Below are 17,695 nucleotides of genomic sequence, written 5' to 3'. Positions count from 1 at the left end.
CAGTTTTATAATTTCAATAATCAGGAGAAGTTTATGGCCTGGAATGAACCGGGTAATAACGGTAAAGACCAAGATCCATGGGGTGGCAATCGCCGTCCGAACGGACAAGATCAGGGACCACCAGATCTAGATGAAGCGTTAAATAAGATGATTGAGAAAATCAGTGGCTTATTTGGCGGTTCAGGTAATAAAAACACCTCTGGCTCAGGCGGTAGCAATACCCCAGCGCCTACAGGTAAAATTATCCTTTTTGGTGCTACTATCGTTTTAGTTTTATGGGCCGCAATGGGCTTATATACAGTAGACCAGCAAGAGCGAGCTGTAGTTTTGCGTCTTGGTAAGTACAGTGAGACTGTGCAGCCAGGTTTGCACTGGAACCCGCCCTTATTTGACAGCGTGACTAAAGTTAACGTCACAGCAGTGCGTAACGTTGAAAACCGCGCCTTAATGCTTACAGAAGACGAAAATATTGTTGAAGTAGGCTTATCGGTTCAATATGTTGTGTCTGATCCTAAAAGCTTCTTGTTAGAAGTTAAGAGTCCAGAGGACAGCTTATTACAAGCTACACAAAGTGCTTTGCGCCATGTTGTAGGCGGCTCAGAAATGCACTCAGTGTTGACCGAAGGTCGTGCACTTCTTGCGCTAGATGTAGAGAGTCGATTGCAGAATCTGCTAGATGATTACAAAACTGGCCTAGAAGTCATTAAGGTTAACATCGAAAACACAGCTGCGCCTTCGCAAGTACAAGATGCGTTTGATGACGTCATCAAGGCACGTGAAGATGAGCAACGAGTGAAGAACGAAGCCCAGGCTTATGCTAACGGTATCGTGCCAGAATCTCGTGGTCGTGCACAGCGTGTAGCTGAAGAAGCGCAAGCCTATCGTGCTCAGGTAGTTGCCCGTGCTGAAGGTGAGGCTACGCGTTTCACTAAGCTACTTGCAGAGTACCAAAAAGCTCCGGAAGTAACTCGTGAGCGTCTTTATATTGTGGCTATGGAAGATGTACTTTCCAACGCCTCTAAGGTGATGGTAGACGTTGAAGGTGGTAATAATATGATGGTATTACCTTTAGATCAGCTAATGCAGAACCAGTCTTTGCGCGCAGCAACGGGCACTGGTGGTAAGGTTTCTTCCAGTATGGTGGATGAAATTACCAACCGTGTGATTCAGCAGCTAACGCAAGATGTTTCAGCTTCAAGGGAGTCTCGTTAATATGGCTACTCGTACTTTAGTGACCTTAATTGGCCTATTTGTGGCACTCCTTGTCGCTTCTTCTTCACTGTTTGTAGTGAAGGAAACGCAGCGTGCAATTATGCTTAAGTTTGGTGAGGTTGTGTCGTTTGACATTCAGCCTGGCCTCCACGTGAAAATTCCATTTGTAAACACAGTGCGTGTATTTGATGCACGTGTGCTTACCTTGGATGCCCGCCCGCAGCGGTACTTAACGTTAGAGAAAAAAGCGCTTATCGTAGATTCTTTCGTTAAGTGGCGTATTTTCAATGTGGCCGACTTCTATACTGCAACATCAGGTGATGAGTTTACAGCGTCTAAGTTGTTAGCGTCTCGTGTAGATACGGGCTTGCGTAATCAGTTTGGTGAGCGCACGTTGACCGAAGTTGTTTCTGGTGAGCGTGATGATCTGATGTCTGAGCTTCTGTTAGAGCTTAATGAGGTAGTTAAAGCAGACATGGGTATCGAAGTAATTGACGTGCGCGTTAAGCGTATTGATTTGCCTGCAGAGGTCAGTGAATCTGTTTACGGCCGCATGCGCACAGAGCGTGAGCGTGAAGCTCGTGAGCTTCGCTCTCAAGGTAAGGAGCTTGCCGAAGGTATTCGTGCCGATGCAGATCGTCAAGAAACCATCATAGAGGCGAATGCCTATCGTGATTCGGAGCTTGTGCGTGGTGATGGCGATGCTATTGCTGCTGCAACCTATGCAGCTGCCTTTAACCAAGATCCAGAATTCTATAGTTTCTACCGTAGCTTAGATGCCTACCGTAAAACTTTTGGTGCTGGTGGTGATGTAATGCTGATAGAGCCTGATAGTGAGTTCTTCAAGTATATGAACCAGTCTACGTTAAAGTAAGCTTTTGGTTTAAGTAAAATCATGATTAAAGGGGCCCTTTGGGGCCCTTTTTAGTGGTTGATTTTTGAGCCGTGGCAGTGGTCATTTGCGGCTAAAAGGAGTACAATCGTGCAACCGAGAAGTAGGGTCCGAGAAGGGCTGTATGATGCTCGGTTTTTTTGTGTTTGAAATATTAGTAGAAATCCATGAATGAAATGATGCAACACCTGTTGGTGGCTTTTTGCTTGATGCTCATATTGGAAGGTGTGTTACCTTTTTTATACCCACAAAGATGGCGTAAAATGGTGGCTCAGTTGGGTCAGATAAGTGACCGAAATATGCGTATTTTAGGCTTTATAAGTATGCTTTTAGGGCTATTTTGTCTGCTTTTGGTTAGTTGATATAATGCAATTTTATGGGGAACAGGAACTCACATGAGCCGTGCGAATCGTTGGTTATTACCTGATGGAGTAAAAGAAGTTTTGCCTCCAGAAGCTGCTCGTATAGAGGGCCTTCGCCGTACTGTGGTAGACCTTTATCAAGCATGGGGCTACGATTTGGTGATGCCGCCGCTTATTGAATACATTGACTCGTTGCTGATTGGCACGGGCGACGACTTAGATTTAGCCACCTTTAAGGTGATCGATCAAAAAACGGGTCGTACTATGGGTATTAGGGCAGACATTACACCTCAAGTCGCTCGTATCGATGCCCATAGCATAGATTGCGATGGTATCAATCGTTTGTGCTACTCCAATACAGTATTACATACCAGTGCAGCTAACCCTTTGGCTTCGCGCAGCCCCCTGCAGGTGGGTGCGGAGCTATATGGTCATGCTGGCATAGACAGCGATCTTGAAGTAATTAGTCTGATGTTAGAGACCCTAACTAGTGTCGGTATCAAACACCCTATTACTCTAGACTTGGGCCACGTGAGTATTTACCGAGGCTTAGTTAGTGCATTGGGTTTAGCAGATGATGATGAAAGAGAATTATTTAACCTACTGCAAAGTAAAGCGGTAGCTGATATAGACGCCTTAGTTTCAGCGATGGACTTAACTGATGAGGCTAAAGCAATATTTTCACAATTGCCTCGGTTATATGGCGAGGCTAGCGTCCTAGATAAAGCAGGGCAGCTATTTGGTCATGTGTGCCAAGAAGTGACAGATGCCATTGAGTATTTACGTAGCTTGGCAAAAGCGGTGAGCGAGCGCTTCCCACAGGTTACCTTATACTTTGATTTGGCAGAGCTGCGCGGTTATGAATATCACACAGGCGTGGTTTTTGCTGCATTAACACCAGCCTTTGGTCAAGCAATCGCCAAAGGTGGCCGTTATGATGATATCGGCAAGGTGTTTGGTAGAGCCCGTCCTGCGACAGGCTTTAGTGCAGACCTAAAAGTATTATCAGAACTTTCGGAAGTGCTTTGTATAGAGTCTGATGCTATTGCTATGCCAGTAGAGGCTACTTTAACTAATGAACAGCGCCAAAGCCTATGGCAGGTGCAGTCAGAACTCCGTTTGGAGGGTGAGCGTTTGGTGGCACAGTTAGCGCATAGCGCAGCCTCAAAAGAATGTTCTCGCCAATTGGTTTGGCAAAATAATGCTTGGAAGATCGTCCCAGCAGAATAAGTTTTTATATTAGCGTGATTTTACGTACAGCAACATAAACTAGAGCAAATTATTATGGGTAAGAATGTCGTCGTTTTAGGCACCCAATGGGGTGATGAAGGCAAAGGTAAGATCGTTGATTTACTCACCGATCAGGCCACGGCAGTGGTACGTTTTCAAGGCGGTCACAACGCAGGCCATACGTTAGTAATTGAAGGTGAAAAAACAGTTTTGCATTTGATCCCTTCTGGTATCTTGCGTGATACAGTGACCTGTTTTATCGGCAATGGTGTAGTTGTTGCTATGGATGCCTTGCTAAAGGAAATGGGCGAGTTAGAAGCTCGTGGTATACCCGTGCGTGAGCGTCTGCGCATCAGCACAGCTTGCCCTTTGATTTTACCTTACCATGTTGCTCTAGACCAAGCGCGAGAGTTAGCTCGTGGTGAAGAAAAGATTGGCACCACAGGTCGTGGCATCGGACCTGCCTATGAAGATAAGGTAGCGCGTCGCGGTTTACGTTTGGGTGATTTGCTAGACCCACAGCGCTTTGCAGTAAAGCTTAAAGAAGTGATGACTTATCACAATTTTGTATTACAAAATTTCTACCGTGTAAAGCCTCTAGATTACAACGAAGTATTAGAAACTGCATTGGCTCAAGCTGAAAAAATCAAGGACATGTTTACCGACGTGACTGCTGAAATTCATGACTTACGCCGTGCAAGTGTTGATATATTATTTGAAGGTGCCCAAGGCACCTTGCTAGACATCGATCATGGCACCTATCCATACGTGACCTCGTCAAACACGACAGCCGGAGGCACTGCTACAGGCTCTGGCTTTGGCCCACTTTACTTAGATTACATATTAGGTATTACTAAGGCATACACTACCCGTGTTGGTAGTGGCCCATTCCCAACAGAATTATTTGATGACATTGGTTTAGGTCTTGCTAATCGTGGTCATGAACTAGGTGCTACTACAGGTCGTCCGCGTCGTTGTGGTTGGTTTGATGCAGTGGCTCTTAAGCATGCGATTCAGATTAACAGTGTGTCAGGTATTTGTCTGACTAAGCTGGATGTATTGGATGGCATGGATGAAATTAAATTGTGCGTGGCTTACCACGATGCAAATGGCAATGAAGTTTCTTGCCCAAGTGACGCTGAAGGTTTTGCAGCCGTTACTCCTATTTACGAAACTATGCCGGGTTGGACAGAGTCTACTGTAGGCGCGCAGACAGAAGCACAATTGCCTGCTGCAGCGATGGCCTATATAGCCCGCATTGAAGTGTTGATTGAAGCGCCAGTAGATATCATATCTACTGGTCCAGATCGAATTGAAACAATTGTTAAACGCCATCCTTTTGGCACCTAGGAAAAAATGACACAAATCGACGATCCACACGCTCAGCGTGAGGCGCAGAAGTACGATAACCCTATTCCCAGCCGTGAATTTATTATGGATCACTTACGTGACCGTAGCGGCCCAGCAACATTAAAGCAGGTAAGTTTTGAACTTGCTCTGTTTGAAGCAGAGGACGTAGAAGCACTGCGCCGTCGTTTGCGTGCTATGGAGCGTGATGGACAACTGATAAGTGACCGCAAAGGCGCTTACGGAGCCATTCAAAAAATGGACCTTATACACGGACGGATTATTGGCCACCGTGATGGTTTTGGTTTTCTAAAGCCCGATGAAGGTGGTGATGATCTATTTCTGAGCCATCGCCAAATGCGCGCTGTGATTGATGGTGATAAAGCTTTGGCTCGTATTACTGGAATAGACCGTAAAGGCCGTAGCGAAGGCGCTATAGTTGAGGTTACCGAACATAATACGCACCAAGTAGTGGGTCGTTTGACTAAGGAAAATGGTATTTGTTTTGTACGTCCAGATAATCAACGTATAAGCCAAGATATCCTCATATCCAGTGATAACATCCTACAAGCTAAGCATGGCCAGTATGTCACAGTGCGTATTACCCACCAGCCAAATAAGCGTAATCAAGCTGTAGGCGAAGTCGCTGAGATTTTGGGTGAGCACATGGCTCCGGGTATGGAAATTGATGTGGCTATTCGAACCCACGAAATACCTCATGAGTGGCCTTTAGAGACTAGCAATGAAGCGGCTCAGCTAGCGCCAGAAGTGACAGAGGCAGATAAGCAAGATCGTATAGATTTGCGTCTTATGCCTTTTGTCACCATTGATGGTGAAGACGCGCGTGACTTTGATGACGCGGTCTATTGTCGTAAAAGAACCTTAGGTGGCTGGCGCTTATATGTTGCTATAGCTGATGTAAGTCACTACGTTCGCAGCGGAACAGCCTTAGATACAGAAGCTCATAGACGTGCCACGTCAGTGTACTTTCCTGAGCGCGTTATTCCCATGTTGCCAGAAGCCATTTCTAATGGGTTGTGTTCATTAAACCCCCATGTTGATCGTTTGGTGATGGTGTGTGAAATGACCATTAGCTCCAAGGGGAAGCTAACTGGATATGAATTTTACGAAGGCTTGATCCACTCCCATGCGCGCTTAACTTACACCAAAGTGGGTGCAATGTTAGATTCAGCTGATGATCAATGTGCAGCTTTGCGTGAAGAGTATCAGCACGTTGTGGACCCAGTAGACCAGCTACATAAACTTTATGCTGCTTTGCGTTTGGCTCGTGATGCTCGTGGTGCGATAGATTTTGAAACCCAAGAAACACGTATTGTTTTTGGGGAAGACCGTAAAATCGATGACATAGTCCCTGTGCATCGTAACGATGCGCATAAGTTGATCGAAGAGTGCATGTTGGCAGCTAACGTAAGTACAGCTAAGTTTTTAGCAAAGCATAAGTTGGATGGATTGTTTCGTGTACATAAGGGTCCCAAACCTAGCAAGCTGGAAAATTTGCGTGGATTTTTAGGTGAAATGGGTCTTTCTTTGCCAGGTGGAGAAGACCCAAAGCCAAAGCACTACCAAACATTGTTGAGCTCTATTAAAGGAAGGCCAGATGCACACCTAGTGCAAACAGTCATGCTGCGCTCACTAAGCCAGGCGGTATATACTCCAGAAAATGAAGGTCACTTTGGTTTAGGTTACGATGCCTACGCTCATTTCACTTCACCTATTCGCCGTTACCCTGACTTAATGGTGCATCGTGCTATACGTAGTGTCATCCAGAGCAAACGCTCAAGCCGTTATGTGAAGCGTATTAAGGCAACACAAAAACAGCCTCAAGCGCCTTGGTATCCATACTCTACAGCCGATGTAGTCGTGTTAGGCGAGCATTGCTCAATGGCAGAGCGTCGCGCTGATGCTGCTGTTTGGGATGTAGAGGGATGGCTTAAGTGCGAATACATGCAAGGTCATATTGGCGATTACTTCCATGGCACTATTAATGCCGTTACAAGTTTTGGTTTGTTTGTAGAGTTGGCCGACGTTTATGTAGAAGGCCTTGTGCATATCAGTGCGTTACCAGGTGACTATTATCACTTTGACGCAGCAAAGCACCGTCTTCAAGGTGAGCGCAGTGGTAAAAGTTTCCGTTTAGGCGATACCATTAAAGTGCAAGTGGTTCGGGTAGATCTGGATGAAAAGAAAATTGATTTTGAATTGGCTGATACGCCACCAAAACCAAAATCTAAGCCCAAATCTAAACCGAAGTCTAAGCCCAAGGCTAAGTCTAAAAAGGTGGATGCTGATGCAAAAGCTGACACCCCTTTGTTTGATCAAAAGGGCAAGCCTGCTAAAACACCTGGTAAGCCACGCACGGCTCGACGCAAGAAAGCTGCTTCGCAATAGACACATCGAGATGCATTAATTATGGCTAACATCGAATACGTTTTTGGCATCCATGCTGTGCAAACCAAGCTGCAGCGTAACCCAGAACGCGTGCAAGAAATTTGGTTTCAAGAAGGCCGTGATGATCAACGCTTAAAGCAAGTGAAGGCGCTGGCAGATGAGCAGAGTATTGAATGTCATATAATGCCTCGTCGAGACTTGGATAATAAAGTGAACGGTCGCCACCAAGGCGTAGTGGCCGGATGCACTCCAAGTCCAGTGAAGGATGAGCATTTTTTAACACAGTTGTTAGAAGACCTTACCGAGCCTGCATTTTTGTTGATCTTAGATGGCATCACAGATCCACATAATTTAGGGGCGTGCCTGCGCACAGCAGACGCAGCTGGCGTGCATGCTGTTATTGCCCCTAAAGATAAATCAGCCTCACTCAATAGCACAGTAAGTAAGGTAGCATGTGGTGCAGCAGAGAGTATTCCTTTTGTGCAGGTGACTAACCTAGCGCGGTGTCTCAAAACCCTGCAAGATGCAGGTATTTGGATCACAGGCACTGCAGGTGAGGCTACTTCTCACATTCACCAAACCGATCTTAAGGGCAATATGGCCTTAGTGATGGGCGCCGAAGGTGAAGGTATGCGCCGCTTAACCCGTGAAGGGTGTGATCAACTCGTTAAAATACCCATGAAAGGTGAGGTGAGTAGTCTTAATGTATCTGTTGCTGCAGGGGTGTGTTTATTTGAAGCAGTTCGCCAGCGTAGCTAGGCTTTTTTGCACTTTACTCGTTAAGTAACATATCTCTTGCCTGATTTATTTGGCTAGCCAAATAGGTGCTGCCACCTTTATCAGGATGATTTTTTGCCATCAAGCGTTTGTGGGCCATGATGATGTCCGCTTTACTTGCATTGGCTTCTACTTCTAATATCTTCCTTGCCTGAGCTTTGTCCATGGATACTGTGCTTTGGGAAGGATTGTTAGCATTAGAATTAGAGTTCGCATTGGGTTTTCTGAAACGTTTAACCGTTTGCCATAGCCCAAAAGCTCTTAAAATAGGTCTGCCATAGACCGCTAACCCGCCTAGTAAACTCATGGCCACAGGCCATAATCCACTTAAAATCAAAGCCAAAGCTGCCAATAAAATCACCACAGTGGTCATTAAGAGTAGCAAAGGTTTGCCTGTTATAGATGCCCTTTGAAGCAGTGTTTTTATCAACATGGCAATAATAAAAATGCCTAATATCCATAATATGATGATAACCATTTAAACTCCCAGTTGCCTTATCTACGCTAATTTTTGTGTTTGGTTTGTCTGGTCTGCTTGAGCGTGTGCCTTGGACGCTAGATTTAAACCTATGAGATTACTTCGTTCACGAAATACAAAATATACCACCACAGCAAAGGCTATAGCATCTGCTAGTGGGAATGAATACCAAATACCTTCAATGCCATAAATTTTGGGTAGTATAAGTAAAGCAGGTATCAGCAGAAGGTATATTCTTAAGGACGATAAGAAAATAGCTTGGCGTGCTTTACCTAAGGCTTGAAACAGTGAGCTAATGACGCTGTGTGCATTGGATAGTGGGAACAACAAGAAGGACCAAAAAGCGATACCAGCTGTAGTGGCTAACAATGCTTGGTCTTGGGTGAAAATGCCAATAATTTGGTGAGGAATAAAAAGCATTATAGCGCTTACACCTAATCCATAGCATAGGCTTGCCGTGACCCCTACTTTTATAGTTTCCAAGACTCGATCGTAGTGTTTGGCACCGTAGTTATAGCCTGCTATGGTCTGAAAAGAGATCGTCATAGCAATGGCTGGCAATATGAAAAATATCATTAAGCGGCCAATTAAGCCGTAAGCACTCACATACAAGTCACTATTTACTTCAGAAAATTGGGTGACACTGTAATTGGTTAAGCCAATAAATAGTGATACACCAGCGTGTGAAATCAATATAGGTATACCCAAAACAGTAATGTCTTTAAGAATAGGCCAGTCCATTTTGTAGGCAAAGGGGCGCAATTTTAGCTGTGTTTTTCCACCTAAAATGAAGTAAAGCATCACCATTGCTGCAAAGATTTGAGACAATATAGTGGCGTAAGCGACACCCTCTACGCCCATTTCTAGCACGAAGATAAACACAGCATCTAATATGATATTAAGCACAGCTGATGACACCATGCCTATCATCATGAGCATAGCTTTGCCTTCGGCTCTGAGCAAGTCACTAGGAATGCTGCTCACTAATACGATAGGAAAGCTAAGTAACACTAAAGGCATTAGGTAGTCATATGCGTATGGCCACAAGGCGTCAGAAACGCCTAAAAAATGCAGCAAGGAATTAATGTTTAAATAGATTCCAACAGTAATCACTATAGCTAGGCTTAGGCCTAAGCGAAAAGCCATATCGATTGTGGTGTTGGCCTTATCATCCTGCTTAGCACCTAGTTGCCTAGCTACAATAGATGCCATGCCACTACCCACTAGCGTGGCCAAAGCAAAAATAAACATCTGAATAGGAAATACAATGGAAATACCACCCATAGCATCAACACCGATCACGCGAGTTACAAAAATAGCATCCACTACATTGTAAAGACCATGCACCATCATGCCCACAGCGATAGGTGCAGCCATGCCAAAAAATAACCCAATTACAGGTTTAGTGCCTAAGTTGCTGGTTTTTTTGCTCATTAATGGAGTGCTCGTGGCTACTGGGTAACGTGTTTTAGGGTGGTGATGACTTGCTCAACATCTGTAGCCCAGGCCATGGCAGCCGCATTGACTTCTTTTAGTGGGTGAATAATGTCTTCACTATGTAAGGTAATAAAGGGCGTACCCATCGCAGCGCAGTAACCTGCATCAAAAGCAGCGTTCCATTGTTTGTATTTGTCACCAAATCTAATAATAGCAATATCGGCTTGGGCGATGAGGTTTTTGGTGCGAATAGCATTTACTTTGGCTGATTGGTTGTCACGCCAAAAGCTCGTCGCTGTATCTGCTAGATGATCACCTGCTGCATCACTGGCTTCATGATCAGTACAGGCTGATGAAAAATTTACAGGAAGGTTGAGATCTTTACAGCGGCTAATAATTTGCTCACGCCAGTCTGTATGTATTTCACCAGATAAGTAGATATTCCACATAGTTTGTTTCCATAAAATATTAGTGTGGCATAGCTTAGCAAGAGCCAAAAAGAGACTAGCGTAACCGAGCCTTTTAGTTATGGAGCCTAATATAGCAGTAGCCACAGTCCTAGTCCCGAAAAAGACGGTGTTAATTAATAATGTTTGATCTTTTTAATCTAGTTTTAGGGCTGCTAGGTAGGTGGTTACAATGTCTTGGCTTGTGCCTTGTGGGAAGTTTACGTATAATGCGCCATCACATTTCTATGTGTGATTTTTCTCCTTGCTTTAAGGTGGTCGTTCAATAACGAATTACTTCATGCTTAAGGCTATTTAACCCATAAGGAGCAGCAATGCGTCATTATGAAATTATCTTTTTGGTCCACCCAGACCAAAGCGAACAAGTACCCTCTATGATCGAGCGTTACACCACGACTATTGAAGCTGATGGTGGTTCTGTTCATCGTTTAGAAGATTGGGGCCGTCGCCACTTGGCATACCCAATAAACAAAATCCACAAAGCTCACTATGTACTTATGAACGTTGAATGTTCAAATGTTGCATTAGACGAGCTAGACAGTAACTTCCGTTACAACGATGCCGTAATCCGTAGCATGGTTGTACGTATGAAAGCTGCTGAAACTGGTGACTCTCCTGTTAAAGCTGCTGAAAGCCGTGAAGACCGTCGTCGTCAAGAACGCGCCCCTCGTGCCGAAACTCCTGAAGTAGAAGTTCAAGCCGAAGAAGCACCTGTAGCTGAAGCTGCAGCTGAATAATTAACTGGAGATATTGACCATGGCACGTTTTTTTCGTCGTCGTAAGTACTGTCGTTTCACTGCCGAAGGCGTGACTCAAATTGATTACAAAGATATTGAAGTTTTAAAAGGCTATGTATCTGAAACTGGCAAGATTGTACCTAGCCGTATTACCGGTACCAAAGCACGCTACCAGCGTCAGCTTTCTACCGCTATTAAGCGCGCTCGTTACGTTGCATTGTTGCCATACACTGACGCTCATCAGTAAATCGTATTAACATTATGCGCAAACTAGCTCAATACGCCATGCGTGGTAATAAACAGGCAACTATAGTTGCAGTGTTATTTGCCATTATTCCTGTGTTGTTTTGGGTAAGTGCGGCAATTTTGGCGTTGGTAATCTTGCGAAAAGGTTATCAAGCCGGTGCCAGTGTTTTTATGTGGAGCCTACTACCTGCCATAGTTTGGTGGAGTGGAGGTGATCCAACCCCTGCTTTAACCTTAATTGGGGTAGCAGGTTTGGCCAGCGTTTTACGCTACAGCGCCAATTGGGCTTATGTGTTAGTTGCCAGCATTTTAGCTGCAGCAGCATCGATGCCTATTTTGGTAAGCTACTTGCAAGATGTAATGACAGCTTTTGCCGAAGCAGGTATTTCGCTTCAGGCAGAAGGTGTTGATAAAGTACAAATACAATCTCTCATGGAGGGTTTGTTAGGTGCTGTGCACATGGCTATATTATTAGCCTGTGTGGTGCTGTCACGTTGGTGGCAGGCGGCTTTGTATAACCCAGGTGGTTTTCAAAGTGAGTTCCATCAACTGCGTTTGCCACTATGGCTTACGGGATCACTTGCTTTTGCCGTATTTGGTTTAGGCAATATTACCGATATGACACAATGGCTGTTTGTATTATCAATACCATTATTATTTACAGGCTTAGCACTAGTGCATGGTTTGGTCGAGCAATTGAAATTAGGCCGTGTTTGGCTAATTGCAACCTACTTAGGGTTTGTAATGCTAGGCGAATTGGTCTTTACACTGCTAGCTTTGCTAGCCACTTTGGACAGCGTGTTCAATTTAAGGCAGCGTTTGCCAGTTAGGGTAAAAAAATTAGAATAAGACTCTTCATGTATACATGTTGAGCAAATTAAGGAATTAAACATGAATGTAATTCTGCTTGAAAAAATTGGTAAGTTAGGCGCATTGGGCGACACTGTTGCTGTTAAAGCTGGATATGGACGTAACTTCCTAATTCCAACTGGCAAAGCTGTACCTGCCAACAAAGCTAACGTTGAAGCTTTTGAAGCTCGTCGTGCAGAGCTTGAAGCTGCTGCTGCTGAAAAGCTAGCTGCTGCACAAGCCCGTGCTGATGCCATTGGTGACTTAACTGTTACTATTGCTGCTAACGCTGGTGAGGAAGGTAAGCTGTTTGGTTCTATCGGCACTAACGAAATCGTTACTGCTATTGTGGCTGCTGGTCATGCCATTGATAAGACTGAAGTGCGTTTACCTGAAGGCTCATTGCGCGCCCTAGGCGATACAGCTGTTGCTATCCAGCTTCATAGTGATATCACTATTGAAGTGACTGTAACACTTGTTGCTGAGTAGATTGCTCTTGCTGCCATTGCTATAGGCCTTAGGCCTTTGCCATGGCGCGCATAGCGACCTAATAGCACAATCTTAAAAAGCCCCGTTAAAGGGGCTTTTTTGTGCCTGTAGTAAAGGTTATCATGGGTAATATCTAGCTTATAAAACAGAAATCACATGCAGCCAGCTTCACATTTACTCAAGTCAGACCCACAACTTGATGCGCTTAAAGTACCACCTCAGTCGTTAGAGGCAGAGCAGTCTGTGCTAGGTGGCTTAATGTTGGATGAAATGGCATGGGATCGAGTGTCTGAAGCTGTTGCAGAGGTAGACTTTTACCGCCAAGATCATCGGCTTATCTTTAGAGTAATGACCAAGCTTGTGGGTGATTCTAGGCCCATTGATGTGATCACCTTGTCAGAAGAGCTAAGTCGCATTGATGAGCTTGCTAATGCAGGTGGGCTAAGCTATCTAGGTGAGCTAGCAAAAAACACTCCCAGCTCTTCTAACATTACCGCCTACGCTAATATCGTGCGAGAAAGAGCTATCTTACGTCAGCTCATTGGTGTTGCTAATGATATTGCTGAATCTGCTTTTCATACAGAAGGTCGCTCATCTGATGATGTATTAGATGAAGCTGAACGTAAAGTGTTTGAAATTGCTGAGGCACGCCCAAAAGAAGGTGGCCCACAATATGTAAACCCTATTCTTAAAGGTGCAGTAGAGCGTATTGATCTATTATTTCGTTCAGACAGTGCCATTACAGGTATCAGTACAGGTTTTACAGACTTAGATAACCGCACAGCAGGTATGCAAAAGTCTGATTTAATTATTATTGCCGGTCGTCCCTCTATGGGTAAAACCACTTTTGCCATGAATATCGTAGAAAATGCTGCTATCGTAGGTGATGCACCCATATTGGTGTTTAGTATGGAAATGCCCGCCGAGCAGCTGATGATGCGTATGTTGTCTTCTCTTGGCCGCATTGATGCCACTCGCATGCGTACTGGTAAATTAGAGCAAGATGATTGGCCAAAGCTTACAGGTGCAGTAAATTTACTCAAAGATAAGCCGTTATATATTGATGACAGTGCAGGCTTAAGCCCAACGGAAATGCGCACTAGAGCAAGGCGTATAGCTCGTGAGCATGGCAGTGTAGGTATGATCATGATTGATTACCTGCAGCTGATGCAAATTAAAGGTCATACCGAAGGTCGTACTGCAGAAATTTCTGAAATTTCACGCTCATTGAAAGCCCTAGCTAAAGAGCTTAAATGCCCAGTAATTGCCCTATCGCAGCTTAACCGTAGCTTAGAAAACCGTCCAAATAAACGCCCTGTAAACTCAGACTTACGTGAATCTGGAGCCATAGAACAAGACGCTGACCTTATTATGTTTATCTATCGAGATGAAGTGTACAACGAAGATAGTGAAGATCAAGGCAAGGCTGAAATCATTATTGGTAAACAACGTAACGGCCCCATAGGCACTTCTCGTTTGGCCTTCATTGGTAAGTACACTCGCTTTGAAGACTTAGTGCATAGCTACGATGGTTATGACGACATAGAATAATATAAAGTACAAAGATACCTGCATAGTCTATAAAAGGCAGAGGGTAAGGCAAGGAGTAAGTGGGAGTAAGGTAATGAGTGATTGGTTTGATGATAATGACACCCAAATTGACACAGGCATTAGCAAGGCACTGCTTAACTATTTGCCTATTGGCTATGAATTAATTACCACCGCCAACGACTTACGTTTGTATGGTGATCACAGTATAGATCTGATGGAATCTTTGCACCTTGCAGGAGGCCATTGGGACCCAGACCTTTTAGCCTATAGCATTCCTTTAGGGCGTGATGCCCAGCTTGAACATGCTCTTAAGCACTTCGCCAAGCAGCAACAAGGCATGGCTGACACCATGAGCATTCTAGCCAGGCATACGGCGCCAGATCAAGCGCAGGTGGAAGAAGAACGTCGCAAAAGAGCAGTAGGTCAACGCATTAAAATCATTGTAGGGCGCTATCAAGCAGGAGATTTGCTAAAAGGGCAGGTGATCTTAAGTTTGGGCAAGCGCTGGCAAGAGTTTCCAGGCCTGCAGTGGCAAATGGCTGAAAAAGCCAAATGTGCTAATTGTAATAAATTCTCTAGGGTATCCTTAGCTCAAGAATGTCAAAAGTGCACCGCCCAAAAAAGTGGCTTGGAGCCTATTACATACTGCTATGCTTACTTTGACTGAGCACTGATACGTTGCCTACATCTTAGAGTGGGTGAAGATGTCTAATAAAGACTGAGGCGCTCTGGTAGGCTTTTGGTTTTGATAATCAAAGCACCCCATATGAGTTTCACCTAAGGCAATTACATGGTTGGTTTGGCTGTCGCAAAGTTGATATATGACAGTGAAGCGTACCTTACCTACCTCACGTAGGCCCAATGTTAAGGTGAGCTGTTGATGCAAATGTGCTTGCTGAAGATATTCCACATTAGCACCGGTCATAATAAGGCCACAACCACCCACGTCTAGCTCACTAAGATTATTTTGGCTCAGCCATAAAACTCTAACTTCGTGAAAATAACTCAAAACGCGGTCATTACTTAAGTGATTACCATAATTTAAGTCGGCTACTCTCACTTGTATATTGCAGCTAAACAACGCCTCAAAGAGGGGGTCTATTTTAGTTTGTGGCATAATCTTGCCCAAAATAACGCTCCAGTACACGCAGCATACCGTTGCAAAGCGTGGCTAAGTCCTCTTGGCTCATTATGAAAGGTGGCATCACGTAAACCAGCTTACCAAAAGGCCTTACCCAAATACCTTCGGCCACAAACATTTTTTGAATGATACCAAGATCTACGGCTTGTGTTACTTGTATCACCCCAATGGCACCCAAGACGCGCACATCTTCAACATAAGGCAAGGATACCGCAGGCGTTAATAGCCGTGTTAAGCCTTTATTTAGCTCATCCACCTGGTTTTTCCAATCATTACTTTCGAGTAGGTCTAGGCTTGCGTTAGCCACAGCGCAGGCCAAAGGGTTGGCCATAAACGTGGGGCCATGCATAAAGCAACTGGCCTCACCACGTGAAATGCTGGTAGCAATTTCAGAGGTTGCAAGAGTAGCTGCAAAGCTCATAGTGCCGCCGGTAATGGCTTTGCCTAGGCACATGATATCAGGCGCTACGTTTGCGTGATCACAAGCAAATAAAGCGCCACTGCGGCCAAACCCTGTGGCTATTTCATCAGCAATCAATAAAATATTGTATTGCTTACATAGCTTGGCTGCGCCACTTAGCCACTGTGGGCTATAAAAGCGCATGCCGCCTGCACCTTGCACAATAGGCTCTAATATTAACGCTGCTATGTTGTTATGGTGTTTGCTCATGGTGGCTTCAAGCTCGTCTAAGTCACCTGCCTGTAAGGGACGATCAAAGCCCATTGGGGGAGCGTCAACAAAATAGTGTTGTGGTAATACGCTGGCAAACAGCCCGTGCATACCATTGACAGGGTCACACACTGCCATCGCGCCAAAGGTATCTCCATGGTAGCCATTCCGAATAGTCAGCATACGATTTTTGTCAGGCTGTGCTTTAGCGTGCCAATATTGTAATGCCATCTTTATGGCAACTTCGACAGCCACAGAACCTGAGTCTGAGAAAAAAACCTTATCTAGACCAGCTGGCGTCAAATCAACTAAGCGCTTGGCTAAAGTCACTGCAGGGGCATGAGTAATACCACCAAACATGACATGAGACATATCTTCAATTTGCACTTTCATGGCTTGGTTTAGGTGTGGGTGATTGTAACCATGCACAGCACACCACCATGAAGCCATGCCATCAATGATCTCTTGTCCATCGATAAGGGTCAGTCGCACTCCATGAGCTCCTACAACAGGATAAGCTGGAGGTGGTTTATCCATTGACGCATAAGGATGCCATACATGTTGTTGGTCTAAGGCGATCAAATTTTGTGGTGTGATGCTTGTCATTGTCATAAGAGTTAAGCGTTGTGTATTGTTGGATTTATATTAACATAGCCAAGCCATGTTATTAGCTGATTTCAACGACCTGTATGTGATCTAACTCTACTTGCCAGCGCAAGTTAATGTCGGCAATATTGCAGCCATAAATGCGTTCAGGATCTTGCTGGTAGGCAGGCCTAGGGTCATGATGTAATACTTGTTCAATCAGTTCTTTAAGCGCAGGCCGCTCAGATAAAGCACTTTGTGCCTGTCCACTATAATAAATGGGTAATTGTAACGTTTGATCATCACTTGCAAAGCCACTTTTTGCGTGGGGTATAGACTCTACCCAAGGCAGATAGGGCTTGATATCTAAGATTGGGGTTTGATCTATTAAATCAGCCCCACTCACATGTAAGGTCACACCATTACTGGTATCAATAGATTCTAGTTTGACCAGTGACAAACCTAAGGGGTTGGGCCTAAAAGTTGAGCGGGTTGCAAACACCCCCATTTTTTTATTGCCTCCAAGCCTTGGTGGTCGTACTTTTGGCTTCCAGCCCTGTCCAGCAGTGTGATGAAAGATAAAGCTTAACCAAATATGAGAGAACTCCTCTAACCCAGCTACAGTGTCAGCTTGATTGTAGGGTGGATGAAGCTTTATTTGTGCTAAAGCAGCAGGCACTAAGCCGGGCTGACGAGGAGTGGCAAATTTTTCTTTGAAGCAGGAGTGGATTATGCCGATTGGAGTCACTGTAAAAGGACTTACATCAATAGGTGAGGCTAAGTGCTTTGATGGAATTTGGTCTGTGGGCATGATTA

19 protein-coding genes are annotated in these 17,695 nt (G+C 44.7%); 13 read left to right on the top strand and 6 right to left on the bottom strand.

Features of this window, described 5'->3' with window-relative positions:
- Positions 1 to 33 precede the first annotated feature (33 nt).
- From hflK to rlmB, 7 genes are all read left to right on the top strand, one after another.
- Positions 34 to 1,212, top strand: a complete 1,179-nt coding sequence (gene hflK, locus ABXT42_RS09535) for an FtsH protease activity modulator HflK (protein WP_443627919.1) — start codon at positions 34 to 36, stop codon at positions 1,210 to 1,212.
- Between the two features lies 1 nt (position 1,213).
- Positions 1,214 to 2,086 (top strand): protease modulator HflC, encoded by an 873-nt coding sequence (gene hflC / locus ABXT42_RS09530; RefSeq protein ID WP_443627918.1) that lies wholly within the window; start codon positions 1,214 to 1,216, stop codon positions 2,084 to 2,086.
- Between the two features lie 185 nt (positions 2,087 to 2,271).
- Positions 2,272 to 2,466 carry a DUF2065 domain-containing protein gene (locus tag ABXT42_RS09525; RefSeq protein WP_443627917.1) on the top strand — a complete coding sequence of 65 codons (195 nt, stop codon included), beginning with the start codon at positions 2,272 to 2,274 and terminating at the stop codon, positions 2,464 to 2,466.
- Positions 2,467 to 2,499: 33 nt separating this feature from the next.
- On the top strand, positions 2,500 to 3,696 hold the full coding sequence (locus ABXT42_RS09520) for an ATP phosphoribosyltransferase regulatory subunit (RefSeq protein ID WP_443627916.1): 1,197 nt from the start codon (positions 2,500 to 2,502) through the stop codon (positions 3,694 to 3,696).
- Positions 3,697 to 3,750: 54 nt separating this feature from the next.
- Complete coding sequence (locus tag ABXT42_RS09515; protein ID WP_443627915.1) at positions 3,751 to 5,046, top strand: adenylosuccinate synthase; 1,296 nt, start codon at positions 3,751 to 3,753, stop codon at positions 5,044 to 5,046.
- Between the two features lie 6 nt (positions 5,047 to 5,052).
- Positions 5,053 to 7,452 carry a ribonuclease R gene (rnr, locus tag ABXT42_RS09510; protein WP_443627914.1) on the top strand — a complete coding sequence of 800 codons (2,400 nt, stop codon included), beginning with the start codon at positions 5,053 to 5,055 and terminating at the stop codon, positions 7,450 to 7,452.
- Positions 7,453 to 7,473: 21 nt separating this feature from the next.
- Positions 7,474 to 8,211: a 23S rRNA (guanosine(2251)-2'-O)-methyltransferase RlmB gene (gene rlmB, locus ABXT42_RS09505; RefSeq protein WP_443627913.1), complete on the top strand. Its 738-nt coding sequence runs from the start codon at positions 7,474 to 7,476 to the stop codon at positions 8,209 to 8,211.
- Positions 8,212 to 8,224: 13 nt separating this feature from the next.
- Here rlmB and ABXT42_RS09500 read toward each other — a convergent pair whose 3' ends face one another.
- The 3 genes from ABXT42_RS09500 to ABXT42_RS09490 are packed head-to-tail and all read right to left on the bottom strand — an operon-like array spanning position 8,225 to position 10,593.
- Positions 8,225 to 8,707, bottom strand: coding sequence for a hypothetical protein (locus tag ABXT42_RS09500; protein ID WP_443627912.1), 483 nt, complete (start codon positions 8,705 to 8,707; stop codon positions 8,225 to 8,227).
- 21 nt (positions 8,708 to 8,728) lie between these two features.
- A complete protein-coding gene (locus ABXT42_RS09495) occupies positions 8,729 to 10,141 on the bottom strand; it encodes an MATE family efflux transporter (protein ID WP_443627911.1) in 1,413 nt (470 codons plus the stop codon).
- Positions 10,142 to 10,158: 17 nt separating this feature from the next.
- Positions 10,159 to 10,593 carry a YtoQ family protein gene (locus ABXT42_RS09490; RefSeq protein WP_443627910.1) on the bottom strand — a complete coding sequence of 145 codons (435 nt, stop codon included), beginning with the start codon at positions 10,591 to 10,593 and terminating at the stop codon, positions 10,159 to 10,161.
- Between the two features lie 332 nt (positions 10,594 to 10,925).
- Between ABXT42_RS09490 and rpsF the strand changes: the two genes are divergently transcribed.
- The 6 genes from rpsF (at position 10,926) to ABXT42_RS09460 (ending at position 15,150) form a co-directional block, all read left to right on the top strand.
- The gene (rpsF, locus tag ABXT42_RS09485) at positions 10,926 to 11,348 is read left to right on the top strand and encodes a 30S ribosomal protein S6 (protein ID WP_443627909.1); all 423 of its coding nucleotides are present in this window, start codon (positions 10,926 to 10,928) and stop codon (positions 11,346 to 11,348) included.
- A gap of 19 nt (positions 11,349 to 11,367) precedes the next feature.
- Positions 11,368 to 11,595 carry a 30S ribosomal protein S18 gene (gene rpsR / locus ABXT42_RS09480; protein WP_046482048.1) on the top strand — a complete coding sequence of 76 codons (228 nt, stop codon included), beginning with the start codon at positions 11,368 to 11,370 and terminating at the stop codon, positions 11,593 to 11,595.
- Positions 11,596 to 11,609: 14 nt separating this feature from the next.
- A complete protein-coding gene (locus tag ABXT42_RS09475) occupies positions 11,610 to 12,443 on the top strand; it encodes a hypothetical protein (protein ID WP_443627908.1) in 834 nt (277 codons plus the stop codon).
- Positions 12,444 to 12,485: 42 nt separating this feature from the next.
- Positions 12,486 to 12,932 (top strand): 50S ribosomal protein L9, encoded by a 447-nt coding sequence (gene rplI, locus ABXT42_RS09470; RefSeq protein ID WP_443627907.1) that lies wholly within the window; start codon positions 12,486 to 12,488, stop codon positions 12,930 to 12,932.
- 156 nt (positions 12,933 to 13,088) lie between these two features.
- Positions 13,089 to 14,483 carry a replicative DNA helicase gene (dnaB, locus tag ABXT42_RS09465; protein WP_443627906.1) on the top strand — a complete coding sequence of 465 codons (1,395 nt, stop codon included), beginning with the start codon at positions 13,089 to 13,091 and terminating at the stop codon, positions 14,481 to 14,483.
- A gap of 73 nt (positions 14,484 to 14,556) precedes the next feature.
- Entirely contained in the window at positions 14,557 to 15,150 is a 594-nt protein-coding gene (locus tag ABXT42_RS09460) for a hypothetical protein (protein WP_443627905.1), read from the top strand.
- A gap of 15 nt (positions 15,151 to 15,165) precedes the next feature.
- Here ABXT42_RS09460 and ABXT42_RS09455 read toward each other — a convergent pair whose 3' ends face one another.
- The 3 genes from ABXT42_RS09455 to tsaA are packed head-to-tail and all read right to left on the bottom strand — an operon-like array spanning position 15,166 to position 17,690.
- Positions 15,166 to 15,600 carry an acyl-CoA thioesterase gene (locus ABXT42_RS09455; RefSeq protein ID WP_443627904.1) on the bottom strand — a complete coding sequence of 145 codons (435 nt, stop codon included), beginning with the start codon at positions 15,598 to 15,600 and terminating at the stop codon, positions 15,166 to 15,168.
- A complete protein-coding gene (gene bioA, locus ABXT42_RS09450) occupies positions 15,587 to 16,906 on the bottom strand; it encodes an adenosylmethionine--8-amino-7-oxononanoate transaminase (protein WP_443627903.1) in 1,320 nt (439 codons plus the stop codon). The genes ABXT42_RS09455 and bioA overlap by 14 nt, the downstream gene beginning before the upstream one ends.
- Positions 16,907 to 16,961: 55 nt before the next feature.
- On the bottom strand, positions 16,962 to 17,690 hold the full coding sequence (gene tsaA, locus ABXT42_RS09445) for a tRNA (N6-threonylcarbamoyladenosine(37)-N6)-methyltransferase TrmO (protein ID WP_443627902.1): 729 nt from the start codon (positions 17,688 to 17,690) through the stop codon (positions 16,962 to 16,964).
- Positions 17,691 to 17,695 lie beyond the last annotated feature (5 nt).

The organism is Candidatus Njordibacter sp. Uisw_002, assembly GCF_047730155.1.
In the GTDB taxonomy this organism is placed as follows: Bacteria; Pseudomonadota; Gammaproteobacteria; order Pseudomonadales; family Balneatricaceae; genus Njordibacter.
Note: the sequence above shows the minus strand (reverse complement) of the source record. Positions and strands in the feature narration are given on the sequence as shown.